Here is a 17,310-nt window from a genome sequence, read left to right as displayed (position 1 = left end):
CGGGTATGCGTTGGGTCTGTATTGTTTTTCCGCAATTGGCACTGGACGGGGTGCTGCGGCGAACCCCTGAGCCTGACGCGCCGCTGGCACTGTTGACGGGGTCGCCGCAACGCCGGGTGGTGCAGGCGGTGAATGCGTCGGCGCGGGCCTTGGGCCTGTGTCCCGGGCAATCGCTGACCGCCGCCCATGCCTTGACCAAGGCCTTTGCCAGCGCCGAATACGATCCCGCCGAGATCGAGCAGTGGCAGCAGTTTCTCGCCGCCTGGGCCTATCGCTTCAGTTCCCAGGTCAGCCTGCGGTATCCGCGGGCCTTGCTGTTCGAGATCGAATCCAGCCTGGGCCTGTTCGGGCCCTGGCCGCAATTGGAAGCGCGCTTGCGTGAAGAACTGACCGGCCTGGGCTTTCGTCACCGGATCGTGGTCGCGCCCAATCCGGCGGCGGCCCGGGTCCTGGCCAATGCCTACGATGGTCTGGCCCTGGCGGACAACGGGTCCTTGCGCCAGGCCCTGGGGCAGATGCCGATCGACCGGGTCGGGTTGGAAAAAGAGGCGGCCACGGCTTTGTCGCGCATGGGACTGCGGACCCTGGCGCAAGTGCTGGCCTTGCCCCGGCATAGCCTGGCGCGGCGCTTCGAGGCGTCGTTGCTCAAACACCTCGACACCTTGCTCGGCGAGCGGCCGCTGGCCCTGGCGTTCTACCTGCCGCCGGATCGCTTCGTGGCGCGGATCGAGTTGAATTTCGACGTGACCTCGAATCAGGCCTTGCTGTTTCCCTTGCGTCGCCTGACCGGAGATCTGTCGGCGTTTCTCTGTGGGCGTGACAGCGGTGTGCAGCGCTTCGAATTGATCCTGGAACATGCCGGGGTCGCGGACACGCGGATCAAGGTCGGCCTGCTGAGTGCCGAGCGTGACCCTTCGATGCTCTTCGAACTGGCCCGTGGGCGACTGGAGCAGGTCCAGGTCGAGGCGGCGGTGCGTGGTTTTCGCCTGTAGGCCGAGGACCTGCCGGCCTTTGTCCCGCAGCATCGCGAACTCTTCGACGAACGCCCGCAGCAGTCTCTGCCCTGGGAGCAACTGCGCGAGCGCTTGCGCGCCCGGTTGGGTGATGACGCTGTTCAGGGCCTGCGTTTCCAGGCCGATCACCGCCCCGAATGCGCCTGGCAGCCGCTGCCGGCGAGCACCGCCGAGCCACTGGCTGCCGCCGGACCATTGCGCCCCGGTTGGCTGCTCAAAACGCCGTTGCCATTGCCCGAACAGGCGGCGCGGGTCCTGCTGGGGCCGGAGCGGATCGAGTCGGGCTGGTGGGACGGCGCGGATGTGCGCCGCGATTATTACCTGATCGAGACCCGTGCCGGTCGCCACGCCTGGGCCTATCGCACGGTGGGGGAAAGTGGCCCCTTGCTGTTGCAGGGCTGGTTCGCATGAGTGGCGAATACGCCGAGCTGCATTGCCTGTCGAACTTCAGTTTCCAGCGCGGGGCTTCCAGTGCCCGGGAGTTGTTCGAACGGGCCAAGGAGCAGGGCTATCAAGCCCTGGCGATCACCGATGAATGCACCCTGGCCGGGATTGTCCGGGCCTGGCAGGCCGCGCAGGACAGCGGTCTGCCGCTGATCATCGGCAGTGAAATGCGGATCGAGAATGGACCTCGGGTAGTGTTGCTGGTGGAAGACCTGCTGGGTTACCAGGCCCTTTGCCGATTGATCACCCAGGCCCGGCGTCGTTCGGACAAGGGTTGTTATCAAGTGCTGCGGGCGGACTTCGAGCAGGCGCTGCCTGGGCTACTGGCGTTGTGGCTGCCTGAACAGAGCATTAGCGACGTCGATGGCCGCTGGTTGCGCGAGCGTTTTCCCGAACGGCTATGGCTGGCGGTGGAACTGCATTGCGGCCAGGATGATGATCGACGTTTGGCGCGCTTGCTGGCCCTGGCCGACGAACTGGCGATTCGCGCCGTGGCCAGCGGCGATGTGCATATGCATGTGCGGGCCCGCCGTGCCCTGCAGGACACCATGACCGCCATTCGCCTGAACACCCGGGTGGCCGATGCCGGGCAGCAGTTGCATGCCAATGGCGAGCGACATCTGCGCAGCCTTGAGGCCTTGCGCGAGATTTATCCGACGTCCTTGCTGGCCGAAACCCAGGTCATTGCCCGGCGTTGCACCTTCGACCTCGGCCAGCTGCGCTACCAGTACCCCCGTGAGCTGGTGCCGGAAGGGCAGACCCCGACATCCTGGCTGCGGCATCTGACGGAGGAGGGCATCCGTCGACGTTGGCCGGAAGGGATCAATACCCGGGTTCGCGACCTGATCGAAAAAGAGCTGACACTGATCGCCGAGCTGGACTACGACAGTTATTTCCTGACGGTGCAGGATATCGTCGACTTCGCCCGCAGGCAGGGCATTCTCTGCCAGGGGCGCGGTTCGGCGGCGAACTCGGTGGTGTGTTATGCCCTGGGGATCACCGAGTTGAACCCGGATCGCACCAACATGCTGTTCGAGCGCTTCCTCTCCCGCGAGCGCAACGAACCACCGGATATCGATGTCGACTTCGAGCACGATCGCCGCGAAGAGGTACTGCAATACGTATTTCGGCGTTATGGCCGAAACCGCGCGGCGTTGACGGCGGTGGTCAGCACCTATCACGGCGCGGGGGCGGTGCGCGATGTGGCCAAGGCGCTGGGCCTGCCGCCGGATCAGATCAATGCCCTGGCCGACGCCTGTGGCCACTGGAGCGATGAGCCGCCGGCAGCGGAACGCCTGCGCGAAAACGGTTTCGATCCCGACAGCCCGGTGCTGCGCCGGGTCCTGGGGCTGACCCGGCAACTGATCGGCTTTCCCCGGCACCTGTCCCAGCATCCGGGCGGTTTCGTGATTTCCGAGCAACCGCTGGAGACCCTGGTCCCGGTGGAAAACGCCACCATGGCCGAACGGACGATTATCCAGTGGGACAAGGACGACCTGGACAAGGTCGGTCTGCTCAAGGTCGATGTCCTGGCCCTGGGCATGCTCAGCGCGCTGCGTCGCTGTTTCGACCTGGTGCAGCAGTATCGCGGCGGGCCGCGCTGGACCCTGGCGAGCCTGCCGCCGGACGATAAGCCGACCTATGAAATGATCGGCCGGGCCGACACCATCGGCGTGTTCCAGATCGAGTCGCGGGCGCAGATGTCGATGCTGCCACGGCTCAAACCGAAGAATTTCTATGATCTGGTGATCGAGGTGGCGATTGTCCGGCCGGGGCCGATCCAGGGCGGCATGGTGCACCCGTACCTGCGCCGGCGAAACAAGGAGGAGCTTGCGACCTACCCGTCGCCGGAGCTGGAAGAGGTCCTGAAACGCACCCTGGGGGTGCCGCTGTTTCAGGAACAGGTCATGCAGATCGCGGTGGTGGCGGCGGACTACACCCCGGGCGAGGCCGACCAGTTGCGCCGCTCCATGGCCGCCTGGAAACGCCATGGCGGGCTTGAGCCGCACCGTCTGCGACTGGCCGAGGGCATGGCGAAGAACGGCTATGCGCCGGAATTCGCCGCGCAGATCTTCGAGCAGATCAAGGGTTTTGGCAGCTACGGTTTCCCCGAGTCCCATGCCGCCAGCTTTGCCTTGCTGACCTACGCCAGTTGCTGGCTGAAGTGCCATGAACCGGCGGCGTTTGCCTGTGCGCTGATCAACAGCTGGCCGATGGGCTTCTACAGTCCGGATCAGATCCTCCAGGATGCCCGGCGGCATCAGTTGCAGATCCGTCCGGTGGACGTGCGGGCCAGCGATTGGGAGTGCAGCCTGGAGCCTGCCGATGGCCCACAGCCGGCGTTGCGCCTGGGTTTACGGATGATTCGCGGGTTTCGCGAGGAGGATGCGCGGCGGATCGAAGTGGCACGCAAGGCAGGGGGCTTCGAGGATATCGCCGACCTGGGTGAGCGGGCGCGACTGGATACCCGGGCTCAGGAACTGTTGGCCGATGCCGGTGCCTTGCAGGGGTTGGCGGGTGACCGTTATCAGGCGCGTTGGGAAGTGGCTGGGGTCGAGGCGCAGCTTGGGCTGTTTGCCGGGTTGTCGAGGCAAACCGAAACCCCGGTGGTGTTGCCATGTCCGAGTGTCGGCGAGGATCTGCAAGCGGATTACGCCAGCCTCGGCACGACCTTGGGGCCGCATCCGCTGGCGCTGTTGCGCGGGCAATTGCAAGCCATGCGCTGTCGCAGTTCGCGGGAGCTGCTGGCGGTCGAACACGGGCGGCCGGTGAGCATTGTCGGCCTGGTCACCGGACGCCAGAGGCCGGGCACGGCCAGCGGGGTGACCTTTGTCACCCTGGAGGACGAATTCGGCAACGTCAACGTGGTGGTCTGGCGCGACCTGGCCGAGCGGCAACGGCAAGTGCTGGTGGGATCGCAGTTGCTGAAAGTCGACGGGCGCCTGGAATCCGAGGGCGACGTCCGGCATGTGATTGCCGGACGCTTGAGCGACCTGGGTTCGCTGCTGGCGGATATCACCGTGCGCAGCCGGGATTTTCGCTGAGGTCTGGATGTGGGGGGCCTGTGCTGGCCTCTTCGCGGGCAAGCTCCGCTCCCACAATGTCCGCGTCGAGCCTGAAACCTGTGCCCGGCGCAAATCTAATGTGGGAGCGGAGCTTGCCCGCGAAGAGGCCCTCAAGACCAGCCGATATCTACAAGTAAGCCCGGCTCTCGGTGTCAATCCTTCGGTTTGACCGTCGCCACATCGGACGCCTTGACCCGCACCTCTTTGCCGGAAATATCCTTGAACTCATAGAATCCATCGGCGGAGTGGGTTTGGGGTGTATCCCTGGTGATGTACTCGGTGCCGTTCTGCAAGGTCACCACCGTGGGCGTGGAACAGCCCGCTAAGGTCAGGAACGCCGCTGCCAGCAATGGCAGACTGAGAATTTTCAGATACATGATGCCCTCTCTGTTTCAGTGATTGACGGTCCATGGCGCAGAAAAATCTCATGCCCGGCGCTACAGGCACGGCCACTGGCTGTGCCTATAATCAGCGCCCTGACGGGTGTATGGTCCTGACCCGTTGCCGCATTCCCTACCGCTTGCTGGAAGCTTTCCATGACTGATCTTTCCGAGTTCACCATCACGCATAAATGGCCTGCACAACATCCAGACCGCCTCCAGCTCTATTCGTTGCCTACGCCCAACGGCGTCAAGGTTTCGATCCTGCTCGAAGAGCTGGGCCTGCCCTATGAAGCGCACCTGGTCAGTTTCGCCAGCAATGACCAGATGACGCCGGAATTCATGGCGTTGAACCCCAACAACAAGATCCCGGCCATCATCGACCCCAACGGTCCCGACGGCCAGCCGCTGCCGTTGTTCGAGTCCGGGGCGATCCTGATCTACCTCGCCGAGAAAACCGGGCGCTTCATGTCCAAGGACCTGACGCGGCGCTATGAAACCATCCAGTGGGTGATGTTCCAGATGGGCGGTATCGGACCGATGTTCGGCCAGCTCGGTTTCTTCAATAAATTCGCCGGCAAGGATTACGAGGACAAACGCCCGCGCGACCGTTACGTGGCCGAGAGCAAGCGCCTGCTGGGGGTGCTGGACCAGCGCCTGGAAAGCCGCCGCTGGATCATGGGCGACGACTACAGCATCGCCGATATCGCCACCTTCCCGTGGATTCGCAACCTGATCGGTTTCTACGAGGCCGGCGACCTGGTGGGCATCCAGGACTTCCCCCATGTGCTCCGCGCCCTGGAGCAGTTCGTGGCGCGCCCGGCGGTGATCAAGGGCCTGACCATTCCGTCGGCATAAAAAGATCGCCCGGCACTGTCACCCAGGGAGCACAGGGGAACTGCCGAAGAGCCTTCGGCAGTTTCTACAGTGAGTCCAGATGCTGGCCCAACATGCCCTTGAACGTCTGGATGACGCCCTCGGCGATCTCGGTGGACTCGCGGGCCTTGAGTGATACGGCGACTTTCATCAGCTCCAGCAGCATCACCGCCGTCAGTGCATGGCGCTCGGCCGGCAGTGGCGGTTGTGCCTGGGCCAGCAGCCCGGTCAGCAGCGACAGCAAGCCTGAGCGCGTGGCGGCCTTGGCTTTCTTGTCGATATCGCGCCGCTCAGCCAGGGCGATAAACGCCGGATTCTCCTCCAGAAACAGCGACAACTCCTCCAGTATCCGCTCGGCTATCTGTCGTGGGCTCAGGTTGGGTGCCTGTGGCGCCAGGCTTTCGAGCCGGCCTCGGAGCATCTCCAGTTGCGCGCTGTGCAGGGCCTGGGCCAGCAGCGCCTTGGTGGGAAAGTACTGGTACAGCGAACCAATCGACGCCTGGGCCAGGGCGGCCACTTCGGTCATGGTCGCCGCGTCATAACCTTGTTCGGCAAAGACCCGGGCAGCGGCGGCCATCAGCTCGGCCACGCGCTGCTTGCCGCGTTCCAGGCGCGGCGTGTGGATGCTGACATTTTTTTTACTTGAAGTTTGTGAGGGCATCCTCATATCCTGATTGTGAGGCTATCCTCATATTCTAACCGCAGCTTCGCCGTTCGCGCTTGCCTGGTTGCGCAAGCCGACGTCCGTCGATCAGGAGATCATCATGTCGCTTACCCTCGATCCTCGTACCTGTGCCCTTGTGATCATCGACCTGCAGCAGGGGATCATGGCCATGCCGGTTGCCCCCCATACCTCGGAGGCGGTCGCCGAACGGGCCGCGCGGCTTGGTGAGCACCTGACCCAGGCGGGTGGTCTGGTGGTTGCGGTGCGTGTGGGTTTCGCCAGCGACTACGCCGACAAGCTCAACCAGCCGGTGGATATGCCGATGGCCGTGCCGCCGGGCGGCCTGCCGGAAGACTGGGCGCTGCTGACCCCTGTGATCGCTGCCTTGAACGCCCCGGTGCAGATCACCAAGCATAACTGGAGTGCCTTCTACGGCACCGAACTGGATCTGCAATTGCGTCGTCGCGGGATTACCACTGTGATTGTCTGTGGTATCGCCAGTAACTCCGGGGTCGAATCCACCGCCCGGGATGCCTGGCACCACAACTACGCCGTGGTGGTGGCCGAAGACGCCTGCGCGGGCCTCGGCGAAGACACCCATCGTTTCTCCATGGAGAAGGTCATGCCGCGCATTGCCCGGGTCCGTTCGACCCAGGCGCTGATCGAGGCGTTGCCCATCCGTTGCTGATCAGCCCAGGCGCTCGGCCAGCAGCGGCAGCAACTGTTCGCACGAGGCTTCGAACTTGAAGTTCAGCAACTCATCGGCGCGGGTCTTGCCCAGGTTGATGGCGATCAGTGGCTTGCCGCGCTCGGCCATCAGCTTGCACAGGCGAAAGGCCGAGTAGGCCATCAGCGACGAGCCGATCACCAGCAACCCCGCCGCCTGCTCGGCGCTGGCCAGGGCCCTGGCAGCGGTGAGCGGGGCGACGTTTTCGCCGAAGAACACTACGTCGGGTTTCAAGCGATCGCCATCGCACTGCGGGCAGTGGGGTACTTGGAAGCGCGACTCGAAGGCGGCGTCCAGCAGGGTGTCGCCGTCGGGCGCCTGGACCGCCTCGATCCCCGTGAGATAGGGGTTCTGCGCCTCCAGCATAAGCTGGACGGCATCACGCTCCAGGCGAGCGCCGCAATCCAGGCACAGGACCTTGTGCAGGCTGCCATGCAGCTCGATGACATCGTGACTGCCGGCCTGCTCATGCAGGGTATCGACGTTCTGGGTGATCAGGCCGCTGAGGCGGTGTTGCGCCTGCAGGCTGGCCAGCGCCCGGTGGGCGGCGTTCGGCCGGGCCATGCGCACCCGCGGCCAGCCGAGCATGGCCCTGGCCCAGTAGCGGCGCCGGGCCTGGGGCGAGCCGAGGAATTCCTGAATCATCATCGGCGGTTTACCCCTGCGCACGCCGTCGCTGTCGCGGTAATCCGGGATGCCGGAAGAGGTGCTGATACCGGCGCCGGTGAGCACCAGAAAGGGCTGCTCGGCCATCAGTGGCAAGAGCGTTTCCAGGGCCGCGCTGACTTGCGGATCGGGCATGGGGACATCTCCGGTTATCGAGCGGCTGACACGGCGGTGATGGGGCCGTGCATGTCGTCGTGATCGAAGCTCAAGGATAGACGCAGGTGTGCTCAATCGTCCCGTGTCAGCACTTCCAGCAACTCGATTTCAAAGGTCAGGTCGGCACCTGGTGCGACGAGCGAGCCCATGCCGCGTTCTCCGTAGGCCAGGTGCGCCGGCACGAACAATCGGCGCTTGCCGCCGACTTTCATGCCCATCAGGCCGATATCCCAGCCCTTTATCACTCGTCCCGTGCCGATCACGCACTGGAACGGTTTGCCACGGCTGTGGGACGAGTCGAACTCGCTGCCATCTTCGAGCGTACCGCGATAATGCGTGGTGATCAGCGCGCCCTTGACCACGGCCTTGCCGTCGCCTGGGCGGACGTCGGTGATCTGTAATTCGTTGTTCATTGCTTCCTCTCCCGTTAATTGGCGCAGGGGCCCTGTCTGGCAGGCGTTTTCTCAGAATAGGGCTGATTTAGCAATGAGTTGTCGGCAATTCCCGGCCTGCAGGAGCGTTGGGGTAGCACGGTGCTTGAGGCGGTGCGTTTGAGCGGCGGCCGGAGTCATGGCCGAAACGGCGGCCCACTAAAAAAACATGGGCGCATGTTCAGTGTGGATTAAGATGGCCACTGGCTATTTATTCATCGTGTGTCCATGTTCAAATCCCTTGGTTTTCAATCATGACCCCATGGCTTGAGGTCGTTGTCGTCGTGCCCGTGATCGCCTTGATCGCGGTGCTGTTTCGTCGTGAGCGCAAGGCTCGTCGGGAACTGGCCGAATGCCGGGCACTGTTGCAGCAGGTGAACGAATGTCACCGACGGGTTGAAGCCGCCGACGATGTCGAACGTTTCAAGCGCAGTCAGTACTTTGCCCGCATCGGCACCTGGGACTGGGACGTCGATACCGAGAAGCTCTACTGGTCGGAGGCCATCTACGGCATGTTCGGCTACAAGGTGGGCGAGGTGATCCCGTCCTACGAACTGTTCTGCGCCAGCGTGCACCCCGAAGACCGGGCCAGGGTGCGGGCCGGGGAGGCGCGTTGTATCGAGACCGGCGAGAACCACGACGAGGAATACCGGGTGATCTGGCCGGACGGCAGCGTCCACTGGCTGCGCGAGACCGGCAATGTGGTGAAGAACGTCCATGACTCGGCGATCAAGATGATGGGGGTGGTGCGTGATATCACCGAGGAAAAGGCCTGGGCCAGCCAGTTGCATACCCTGGCCCACCACGACGCGCTGACCGGGCTGCCCAATCGGCTGGTGCTGGAGGAGCGTTTGTCCAGGGCTCTGGAGCGTGCCCGTACCCAGGCCTCCCGGGTGATCCTGGTGTTCCTCGACCTCAACGGTTTCAAGGACATCAACGATGTACACGGGCATGCGGCCGGTGATCGGATCCTGGTTACCACGGCAACCCGCCTGAAAAACCTGATGCGGACCTCGGATACGGTGGCGCGCATCGGTGGCGATGAGTTCGTGTTGGTCCTCGAAGGGCTGGCCCAGCAGGGCAACGGCCGGTTGGAGGAGGTTCACTTGCTGTGCGAGAAAATCCTCGTCGAGTTATCGATGCCGATTATTCTTGGCGCTCAACCGGTGCAGATCGGCTGCAGCCTGGGGGTGGGGGTATTCCCGGATCATGCGCCGAGCATGGATACGCTGATCCATACCGCCGACCTGGCGATGTACGAAGCCAAGCGCAGCGGCAACAACCAATACCGCTTCGGACGCCAGGCCGTGCATACCGACTGAAGGTCTCCCGCCGGCGTGCGGCGTGGAAGGACCGGGCATAAACGCATGTAGGACATGCACGTCGTCCAGGCTGCGATTTCCTGTCTGAATAGAGTATTGTGGTTGCCTGCGAAAAAAATGTCATAAGCCTGAGCGATTCAGGCGGTTATCAGATGATTGAGGGTGCCATGGGTCAGGAAAGCATTAACTGGGACAAGCTGGGTTTCGATTACGTCAAGACCGACAAGCGCTACCTGTCGTACTACCGTAACGGTGAGTGGGACAAGGGTGCGCTGACCGAAGACAACGTCCTGCATATCAGCGAAGGTTCGACCGCGCTGCATTACGGCCAACAGTGCTTCGAAGGCATGAAGGCCTACCGTTGCAAGGACGGTTCGATCAACCTGTTCCGTCCTGACCAGAACGCCGCGCGCATGCAGCGCAGCTGCTCGCGCCTGCTGATGCCGCACGTACCGACCGATGTGTTTATCGAAGCCTGCAAGCAGGTGGTCCGCGCCAACGAACGTTTCATCCCGCCTTACGGCACCGGCGGCGCGCTGTACCTGCGCCCGTTCGTGATCGGCGTGGGTGACAACATCGGCGTGCGTACCGCGCCCGAGTTCATCTTCTCGATCTTCTGCATTCCGGTCGGCGCCTACTTCAAGGGCGGCATGAAGCCGCACAACTTCGTGATCTCCAGCTATGACCGTGCCGCTCCACAAGGCACCGGCGCGGCCAAGGTCGGTGGCAACTATGCCGCCAGCCTGATGCCGGGCGCCGAGGCCAAGAAGCGCGGCTTCGCCGACAGCATCTACCTGGACCCGCTGACCCACTCGAAGATCGAGGAAGTCGGTTCGGCCAACTTCTTCGGCATCACCCGCAACAACGAGTTCGTCACGCCGAAGTCGCCTTCGGTCTTGCCGGGTATCACCCGTCTGTCGCTGATCGAACTGGCCGAATCGCGCCTGGGCCTGAAGGTCATCGAAGGCGATGTGCTGATCGACAAGATCGCCGACTTCAAGGAAGCCGGTGCCTGCGGTACTGCCGCAGTGATCACGCCGATCGGTGGCATCGAGTACAACGGCAAGCTGCACGTGTTCCACAGCGAGACTGAGGTCGGTCCGGTGACCCAGCGCCTGTACAACGAACTGACCGGCGTGCAGACCGGTGACGTCGAAGCCCCGGCGGGTTGGATCGTCAAGGTCTGATGCGTATGGCGGCCTGATCCGGGCAGTCTTCTGAAGAGCCCGACCTGAGCAATCAGGTCGGGCTTTTTCGTGTGTGTCGTCGTGCCACCGTGCCCTGTTCATTCAGAATAATTAAATATTTATTTTAAAAAATAATTTTAAATCATGCCTATTCTTTGTAAGGTAGAGCCAATGGGTCGTCGTGGCGATGACTGGCCCAAGGTGCCATTTACGATCGGTGCCCGTGGTTTCCCCTGACTGTTCAAAGAGGTGTGCTCATGACTTTCTGGTTGTTGCTGGCTGTGGCGGGGGCCTTGGCCCTGGGGTATCGGCAGGCGTCCGCGCGCTTGTGGTTGGCGGGCGTGCTGGTCTGGCTGGCCGGTGGTTATCTGTTCGGCGTGGTCGGGCCACTGGGCACCGCCATTGGTGCTCTGTTGCTCCTGGTCCCGGCCATGGTGCTGGCGGTCAGGCCCTTGCGCCGGGCCTTGCTCTCGCGCCGGGCCCTGGTCCTGTTCCGCCAGATCATGCCGGCCATGTCCGACACCGAACGCGCGGCGATCGAGTCCGGGACCGTCTGGTGGGACGCCGAGCTGTTCAGCGGCAAACCCCGTTGGCAGCGCCTGCTGGGCGCCGCGCCGGCACGTTTGAGCGCGCAGGAGCAAGCCTTCCTCGACAACGAGGTGGAAACCCTCTGCGACATGGCCAACGACTGGGAAACCACCCAGGTCTGGCAGGACCTGTCGCCCCAGGCCTGGCAGTACACCAGGGAGGCCGGCTTTCTCGGCATGATCATTCCCCGCCAATACGGCGGCAAAGGCTTCTCCCACTACGCGCACTCCCAGGTGGTGATGAAGCTCTCGACCCGCTGCTCGGCGGCGGCGATCTCGGTGATGGTGCCCAATTCCCTGGGCCCGGCCGAACTGCTCCTGCATTACGGCACCGAGGCCCAGCGCCAGTACTATCTGCCGCGCCTGGCCCGGGGCGAGGACATTCCCTGTTTCGCCCTCACCAGTCCCTACGCCGGTTCCGACGCCGGGGCGATTCCCGATCTCGGGGTGGTCTGCAAGGGCACTTTCGAAGGCCAGGAAGTGCTGGGTTTCAGCGTGACCTGGGACAAGCGCTATATCACCCTGGGGCCGATTGCCACGGTGCTCGGCCTGGCGTTCCGCGCCGAAGACCCGGATGGCCTGCTGGGCAGTCCGGGCAGTCTGGGGATTACCTGCGCGCTGATCCCCACGTCCCATCCGGGGGTACAGCACGGTCGCCGGCACTGGCCGCTCAACGCGGTGTTCCAGAACGGGCCGACCCAGGGCAAGGATGTCTTTATTCCGCTGGAGTGGGTGATCGGCGGTCGTGAGCAGGTCGGCAATGGCTGGCGCATGCTGATGGAGTGCCTGGCCGCCGGCCGGGCGATTTCGTTGCCCTCGGCGAATGTCGGCCTGGGCAAGGTCGCCGTGCGCGGGACCACGGCCTATGCCGCGATGCGTAAACAGTTCGGCCTGCCCATCGGCAAGTTCGAAGGCGTGCAGGCGCCACTGGCGCGCATGGCCGGGCATCTGTATGCCTGTGATGCGGTGCGCAAGGTGTCGGTGGCGGCCCTGGATGCCGGCGAGAAACCCTCGGTGATCTCCGCTATCGCCAAGTACCACGTGACCGAGCGGGCCCGGGCCATTGTCAACGACGGCATGGACATCGCCGCCGGCAAGGGCATCTGCATGGGGCCGAACAATTTCCTGGCCCGGGCCTACCAGCAAAGCCCGATTGCCATCACGGTGGAGGGCGCGAATATCATGACCCGCTGCCTGATCATCTACGGCCAGGGGCTGATTCGCTGCCATCCCTACGTGTTGCGTGAAATGGAGGCGGCGCGGCGCCAGGGGCCTGAAGGGCTGGAAGCTTTCGACAGGGCGATGTTCGGCCATATCGGCTTTGTCCTGGCCAACACCGTCCGGGCCGCGGTGCACGGGTTGACGGCGGGGCGGTTGCTCAAGGCCCCGGTTAAAACCGATCCGGCCCTGGCCCCTTACTACCGGCAGATCGAACGCCTGTCGGTGGTGCTGGCGCTGGTTTCGGATATTTCCATGGGCGTGCTGGGCGGGGCGCTGAAACGCAAGGAAAGCATCACCGGGCGGCTCGGCGATATTCTCTCGCAGCTGTACATCCTGTCCTGCGTCCTCAAGCGCTTCGAGGACGACGGCCGGCCCCGGGCGGACCTGCCCCTGGTGCACTGGGCGGCCCAGGATGCCCTGTGGCGGGCCCATGAAGCCTTGAGTGAAACCCTCGACAACTATCCTTCGAAAGCCGCCAGCCGAGTGATTCGCGGCCTGGCGTTTCCGTTCGGCATTGTCCTGCGCAAACCTTCCGACCGGTTGCTGGCGGAAGTCGCCGAGCTGGTGCAAACCCCCGGCGAGAGCCGCGACCGGCTGTTGGCCGACTCCTATATGCCGCAGCCGGATATCGACAAGCTGGCCTACGGTGAACTGGCATTCCGGCTGCAGCCCCAGGTGGATCTGATCGAAGCACGCCTGAAACCGGCCGTGCGCCAAGGGCTGCTCGCGCCGTTGCCGATTTCCCGCGAGGCATTTGCGCCCTGGCGGATCCAGGCCCTGGCCGCGCAACTGATCAGCGGCGAGGAGGGCGAGCTGCTCGGGCGCTATGTTGAATATGCCGACCATGCAATCCAGGTGGATGATTTTCCCCAGGACTTTGGTCTGTTGGAGGCGTTGCAGCGGCGCCAGGCGCATATCGATCAGGCGGACAAGAGCCTGGGCAAGCGTCGGGTGGCCGCGGGCAACCCGGTTTAATGATGTTTCTCGGGTTTTTATCGGAATCTATTCATGGCTGACGGTTACCTTTCATTCGTCAATACCCCCTGGGGCCACTGGCTGGCCCGGACCCTGGGCCTGCCGCAACCGCTGCCGTTGCAACGTTATCGCCCAGGTCAAGCGGGCAACCTGCTCAATCCGGTGGTGCTGGCCACCGGGCCCCAGGGCCGCTTGTTGGGCGAGCTGCAACGGATTTTTGCGGCCACCGAGACTGTGGCGGCGCTCCCCGCGAGCCTCGATGCGCCGTCGACGGTCAAGGTCCGGGGGCTGGTGTTCGATGCCAGCGGCCTGGCTGATGTGCAGCAGTTGGACGAGTTGTACCGCTTCTTCCACGCCAATGTCCGGCGCCTGAGCGCCCACGGCCGGGTGCTGGTCCTCGGCACGCCGCTGGAACACTGCACGTCGCTCGCCCAGACGGTGGCGCAGCGGGCCCTGGAGGGCTTCGTGCGCTCCCTGGGCAAGGAGCTGCGGCGGGCGATCACCGCGCAACTGCTGTATGTCGAGCCGGGGGCCGAAGCGGAAATGGACAGCAGCCTGCGTTTCTTCCTGTCCCGGCGTTCCGCCTTTGTCTCTGGCCAGGTGGTGCGGATCGCCGAACCGGTGGACGTGCCCAGGGATATCCTCTGGGACAAACCGCTGACCGGGCGCCGTGCGCTGGTCACTGGGGCGTGTCGCGGTATCGGCCTGTCTATCGCCCAGGTGTTGGCGGGTGAGGGCGCCCAGGTCGTCTGCCTGGATATCCCCGCCGTGGAAGCCGAGTTGCAGGAGGTGGCGGCCTCCCTCGGGGGCACCGCGCTGGCCCTGGACATCACCGCGCCCCAGGCGGCCGAACAACTGCTGGCATTCGCCGGCGAGCAAGGTGCGTTCGATATCGTCGTGCACAACGCCGGCATCACCCAGGACAAGACCCTGGCGAAAATGACCGAAGCCGCCTGGCGCAAGGTCCTGGCGGTGAACCTGGAGGCACCGTTGCGGTTGAGCACGGCTTTACTGGAGGGCCAGGCGATCAATCCCGGCGGGCGGATTATCGGGGTGTCGTCGATTTCCGGTATCGCCGGCAACCTGGGGCAAAGCAACTATGCCACGTCCAAGGCTGGTGTGATCGGCCTGGTGCAGGGCCTGGCACCGTTGGCGGCGCGCCAGCAGGTCACGGTCAACGCGGTGGCACCGGGGTTTATCGAGACGCAGATGACCGCGAAAATTCCGTTGCTGATCCGTGAAGCGGGGCGACGGATGAACTCACTCTCTCAGGGCGGACAGCCCGAGGACGTCGCCCAGACCATTGCCTGGCTGGTGCATCCGGCTTCCGGCGGGATCAATGGACAGGTGGTCCGCGTCTGCGGGCAAAGCCTGCTGGGGGCCTGAATGATGAAAGCCGATTCCTCCATTCGTCTTATCGACCCGCCGCCTTCCGGCGTCCGTTTGCTCTGGCTCGGCCTGCGCAGCTTGCGCAAGCCCAAGCTCGAAGGCCTACCGCGCTTGCCCGACGAGCAACTGGTGCGGCCGGCGGCGGAGCTGTTGGAGGCGGACATCGTCCGTTACGCCCGGGCCTGCGGTTTTCGTCCCGAGCACGGGGTGCCGCTGTCGTTTCCCCATAACCTGGCCTTGCCTCTGCACCTGCTGTTGCTGACCAGTCCGGCCTTTCCCTGGCCGGCCAGCGGCATGGTCCATCTGGCCAATCGCATTCGCCAGTACCAACGCCTGGAGGCCGGGCAGGCCTTGCGTCTGGAAGTGCATTGCGAGCGCTGGGTGGCGCACCCCAAGGGCCAGGCGGTACTGATCGTGACGCGGGCCAAAGGTGGCGGCGGCCTGGTGTGGGAAGGCGAAAGCCTGTATCTGCGCCGTGGGGTGGCCGCTCCCCAGGGTGAGCCCTGGCAGGGCGTATTGGACCTGGATGAAGCTGCCCTGGTGCGCACTCAGCGCTGGTCCTTGCCAGCGGACCTGGGGCGGCGTTTTGCCCGGATCTGCGGCGATTACAACCCGATCCATATCTCCTGGCTGGGGGCGCGCCTGTTCGGGTTCCGGCGGCCTATTGCCCATGGCATGTGGACCCTGGGCCGCGCACTGGCGGCGCAACAACCGCCACAGCCGTTGGCCGCCGCGGAGCTGACCTGCGAGTTCAAGCTGCCAATCTTCCTGCCCGGCAGCGCCACGCTGTGGAATGTGCCGCCGACAGGCTCGCGTCACGAATTCGAAGTGCGCAACGCGGCAGGTGACAAACCGCATATGCGTGGACTCTTTATCCGGGGAGATCAGTCATGAGTACCTACGCTTTCAACCCGGCGCCGGTGCGTCGGGTCGCCATTCTCGGTGGCAATCGCATTCCATTTGCCCGCTCCAATACGGTGTACGCCCAGGACAGCAACCAGGACCTGCTGGTGGCGGCCTTGCAGGGCCTGATCGATCGCCACGGCCTTGAGGGCAAGCGCCTGGGGGAATTCGCCGCCGGGGCGGTGATCAAGCATTCGCGGGACTTCAACCTGGCCCGCGAGTCCCTGCTGTCCACCACCTTGTCGCCAGAGACCCCGGCCTACGATGTGCAGCAAGCCTGTGGCACCGGCCTTGAGGCGGCGTTGCTGGTGGCCAACAAGATTGCCCTGGGACAGATCGACGTGGGGATTGCCGGCGGCGCCGATACCACCTCGGACGCGCCCATCGCGATCAACGAAGCCTTGCGCCAGATCCTCCTGCGGGCCAATCGCTCCAAAAGCCTGGGCGACAAGCTGCGCAGCCTGCTCGGGGTACGTCCGGGGATGTTCTTCAAACCCCTGCTGCCGCGCAACGGCGAACCGCGCACCGGGTTGTCCATGGGCGAGCATTGCGAGGAGATGGCCAAGCGTTGGCAGATCCGCCGACTGGCCCAGGACGAACTGGCGCTGACCAGTCACCAACGCCTCGATGCCGCCTACAAACGCGGTTTCTTCGATGATCTGATCAGCCCCTATCGCGGGCTGAAACGCGATAACAACCTGCGCGCCGATGCCAGCCTGGAGAGACTGGCCGGCCTGGGGCCGGCCTACGACAAACGCAGCGGCACCCTGACCGCCGGCAACTCGACGCCGCTGACCGATGGCGCCTCGGTGGTCCTGCTGGCAAGCGAGGAATGGGCGCAGGCGAACAACCAGCGGGTGCTGGCTTACCTGCGTACCGGCGAAACCGCGGCGGTGAATTTTGTCGACGGCACCGAGGGCCTGCTGATGGCGCCGGCCTACGCCGTGCCACGGATGCTCGCCCGCGAAGGCCTGGGTTTGCAGGACTTTGACTTCTACGAGATCCACGAAGCCTTTGCCGCCCAGGTGCTCTGCACCCTGAAGGCCTGGGAAGACCCCGACTATTGCCGTGAGCGCCTTGGCCTGGATGCGGCGTTGGGTTCGATCGACCGTAGCAAGCTCAACGTCAACGGCGGTTCCCTGGCCTGCGGGCATCCGTTTGCCGCCACCGGCGGGCGTTTGCTGGCGACCCTGGCCAAGGCGATTGACGAGCGCGGCCAGGGCCGTGGACTGATCTCCGTATGTGCCGCCGGCGGGCTGGGTGTGACCGCCATCGTCGAAAAATAAAACAACAACAAGGAAAGT

At 64.1% G+C, this 17,310-nt stretch carries 13 protein-coding genes and 1 pseudogene; 10 read left to right on the top strand and 4 right to left on the bottom strand.

Features of this window, described 5'->3' with window-relative positions:
• Positions 1 to 5: 5 nt before the first annotated feature.
• Positions 6 to 1,424 (top strand): annotated as a pseudogene (locus M5C01_RS15825) (DNA polymerase Y family protein).
• Positions 1,421 to 4,501 carry an error-prone DNA polymerase gene (locus tag M5C01_RS15820; RefSeq protein ID WP_152739555.1) on the top strand — a complete coding sequence of 1,027 codons (3,081 nt, stop codon included), beginning with the start codon at positions 1,421 to 1,423 and terminating at the stop codon, positions 4,499 to 4,501. The pseudogene M5C01_RS15825 and the gene M5C01_RS15820 overlap by 4 nt, the downstream one beginning before the upstream one ends.
• Before the next feature lie 173 nt (positions 4,502 to 4,674).
• On the opposite strand, the gene M5C01_RS15815 is transcribed toward M5C01_RS15820, so the two are convergent.
• Positions 4,675 to 4,899: a YgdI/YgdR family lipoprotein gene (locus tag M5C01_RS15815; protein ID WP_152739554.1), complete on the bottom strand. Its 225-nt coding sequence runs from the start codon at positions 4,897 to 4,899 to the stop codon at positions 4,675 to 4,677.
• A gap of 159 nt (positions 4,900 to 5,058) precedes the next feature.
• Between M5C01_RS15815 and M5C01_RS15810 the strand changes: the two genes are divergently transcribed.
• Entirely contained in the window at positions 5,059 to 5,760 is a 702-nt protein-coding gene (locus tag M5C01_RS15810; protein WP_152739553.1) for a glutathione S-transferase N-terminal domain-containing protein, read from the top strand.
• Positions 5,761 to 5,824: 64 nt separating this feature from the next.
• Here the strand turns inward: M5C01_RS15810 and M5C01_RS15805 are convergent, their stop codons facing one another.
• Entirely contained in the window at positions 5,825 to 6,439 is a 615-nt protein-coding gene (locus tag M5C01_RS15805) for a TetR/AcrR family transcriptional regulator (RefSeq protein WP_178129849.1), read from the bottom strand.
• Between the two features lie 103 nt (positions 6,440 to 6,542).
• Here M5C01_RS15805 and M5C01_RS15800 point away from each other — a divergent pair, with 103 nt between their 5' ends.
• Entirely contained in the window at positions 6,543 to 7,130 is a 588-nt protein-coding gene (locus tag M5C01_RS15800; RefSeq protein ID WP_152739551.1) for a hydrolase, read from the top strand.
• Here the strand turns inward: M5C01_RS15800 and M5C01_RS15795 are convergent, their stop codons facing one another.
• Positions 7,131 to 7,970 carry an NAD-dependent protein deacetylase gene (locus tag M5C01_RS15795; RefSeq protein ID WP_152739550.1) on the bottom strand — a complete coding sequence of 280 codons (840 nt, stop codon included), beginning with the start codon at positions 7,968 to 7,970 and terminating at the stop codon, positions 7,131 to 7,133. It abuts the gene before it with no gap.
• A 92-nt stretch (positions 7,971 to 8,062) separates the two neighbouring features.
• Positions 8,063 to 8,404 carry an FKBP-type peptidyl-prolyl cis-trans isomerase gene (locus M5C01_RS15790; RefSeq protein WP_152739549.1) on the bottom strand — a complete coding sequence of 114 codons (342 nt, stop codon included), beginning with the start codon at positions 8,402 to 8,404 and terminating at the stop codon, positions 8,063 to 8,065.
• A 272-nt stretch (positions 8,405 to 8,676) separates the two neighbouring features.
• On the opposite strand from M5C01_RS15790, the gene M5C01_RS15785 reads away from it, so the two are divergent.
• The 6 genes from M5C01_RS15785 to M5C01_RS15760 all read left to right on the top strand — a co-directional run bounded on the left by M5C01_RS15785 (position 8,677) and on the right by M5C01_RS15760 (position 17,292).
• Positions 8,677 to 9,744 (top strand): sensor domain-containing diguanylate cyclase, encoded by a 1,068-nt coding sequence (locus M5C01_RS15785; protein WP_152739548.1) that lies wholly within the window; start codon positions 8,677 to 8,679, stop codon positions 9,742 to 9,744.
• A 167-nt stretch (positions 9,745 to 9,911) separates the two neighbouring features.
• Positions 9,912 to 10,931, top strand: a complete 1,020-nt coding sequence (locus M5C01_RS15780; RefSeq protein ID WP_152739597.1) for a branched-chain amino acid aminotransferase — start codon at positions 9,912 to 9,914, stop codon at positions 10,929 to 10,931.
• 257 nt (positions 10,932 to 11,188) lie between these two features.
• Positions 11,189 to 13,714 carry an acyl-CoA dehydrogenase gene (locus M5C01_RS15775; protein WP_152739547.1) on the top strand — a complete coding sequence of 842 codons (2,526 nt, stop codon included), beginning with the start codon at positions 11,189 to 11,191 and terminating at the stop codon, positions 13,712 to 13,714.
• A gap of 33 nt (positions 13,715 to 13,747) precedes the next feature.
• Positions 13,748 to 15,100 (top strand): 3-oxoacyl-ACP reductase, encoded by a 1,353-nt coding sequence (locus M5C01_RS15770; RefSeq protein WP_152739546.1) that lies wholly within the window; start codon positions 13,748 to 13,750, stop codon positions 15,098 to 15,100.
• Positions 15,101 to 15,103: 3 nt separating this feature from the next.
• Positions 15,104 to 15,997, top strand: coding sequence for a MaoC/PaaZ C-terminal domain-containing protein (locus tag M5C01_RS15765; RefSeq protein ID WP_152739596.1), 894 nt, complete (start codon positions 15,104 to 15,106; stop codon positions 15,995 to 15,997).
• On the top strand, positions 15,994 to 17,292 hold the full coding sequence (locus M5C01_RS15760) for an acetyl-CoA C-acetyltransferase (RefSeq protein ID WP_152739545.1): 1,299 nt from the start codon (positions 15,994 to 15,996) through the stop codon (positions 17,290 to 17,292). Before M5C01_RS15765 ends, M5C01_RS15760 begins: the two co-directional genes overlap by 4 nt.
• The last annotated feature ends 18 nt before the right edge of the window (positions 17,293 to 17,310 follow it).

This window comes from Pseudomonas sp. MWU12-2319, assembly GCF_023242525.1.
GTDB classification, from domain to species: domain Bacteria; phylum Pseudomonadota; class Gammaproteobacteria; order Pseudomonadales; family Pseudomonadaceae; genus Aquipseudomonas; species Aquipseudomonas gingeri_D.
Note: the sequence above shows the minus strand (reverse complement) of the source record. Positions and strands in the feature narration are given on the sequence as shown.

Excerpts from the sequence above, each read along its gene's own strand:
- M5C01_RS15760 (WP_152739545.1), top strand. The coding sequence starts at position 15,994 with ATGAGTACCTACGCTTTCAACCCGGCGCCGGTGCGTCGGGTCGCCATT.
- M5C01_RS15820 (WP_152739555.1), top strand. The coding sequence starts at position 1,421 with ATGAGTGGCGAATACGCCGAGCTGCATTGCCTGTCGAACTTCAGTTTC.
- M5C01_RS15800 (WP_152739551.1), top strand. The coding sequence starts at position 6,543 with ATGTCGCTTACCCTCGATCCTCGTACCTGTGCCCTTGTGATCATCGAC.
- M5C01_RS15795 (WP_152739550.1), bottom strand. The coding sequence starts at position 7,970 with ATGCCCGATCCGCAAGTCAGCGCGGCCCTGGAAACGCTCTTGCCACTG.
- M5C01_RS15805 (WP_178129849.1), bottom strand. The coding sequence starts at position 6,439 with ATGCCCTCACAAACTTCAAGTAAAAAAAATGTCAGCATCCACACGCCG.
- M5C01_RS15770 (WP_152739546.1), top strand. The coding sequence starts at position 13,748 with ATGGCTGACGGTTACCTTTCATTCGTCAATACCCCCTGGGGCCACTGG.
- M5C01_RS15780 (WP_152739597.1), top strand. The coding sequence starts at position 9,912 with ATGGGTCAGGAAAGCATTAACTGGGACAAGCTGGGTTTCGATTACGTC.
- M5C01_RS15765 (WP_152739596.1), top strand. The coding sequence starts at position 15,104 with ATGAAAGCCGATTCCTCCATTCGTCTTATCGACCCGCCGCCTTCCGGC.
- M5C01_RS15810 (WP_152739553.1), top strand. The coding sequence starts at position 5,059 with ATGACTGATCTTTCCGAGTTCACCATCACGCATAAATGGCCTGCACAA.
- M5C01_RS15785 (WP_152739548.1), top strand. The coding sequence starts at position 8,677 with ATGACCCCATGGCTTGAGGTCGTTGTCGTCGTGCCCGTGATCGCCTTG.
- M5C01_RS15815 (WP_152739554.1), bottom strand. The coding sequence starts at position 4,899 with ATGTATCTGAAAATTCTCAGTCTGCCATTGCTGGCAGCGGCGTTCCTG.
- M5C01_RS15790 (WP_152739549.1), bottom strand. The coding sequence starts at position 8,404 with ATGAACAACGAATTACAGATCACCGACGTCCGCCCAGGCGACGGCAAG.
- M5C01_RS15775 (WP_152739547.1), top strand. The coding sequence starts at position 11,189 with ATGACTTTCTGGTTGTTGCTGGCTGTGGCGGGGGCCTTGGCCCTGGGG.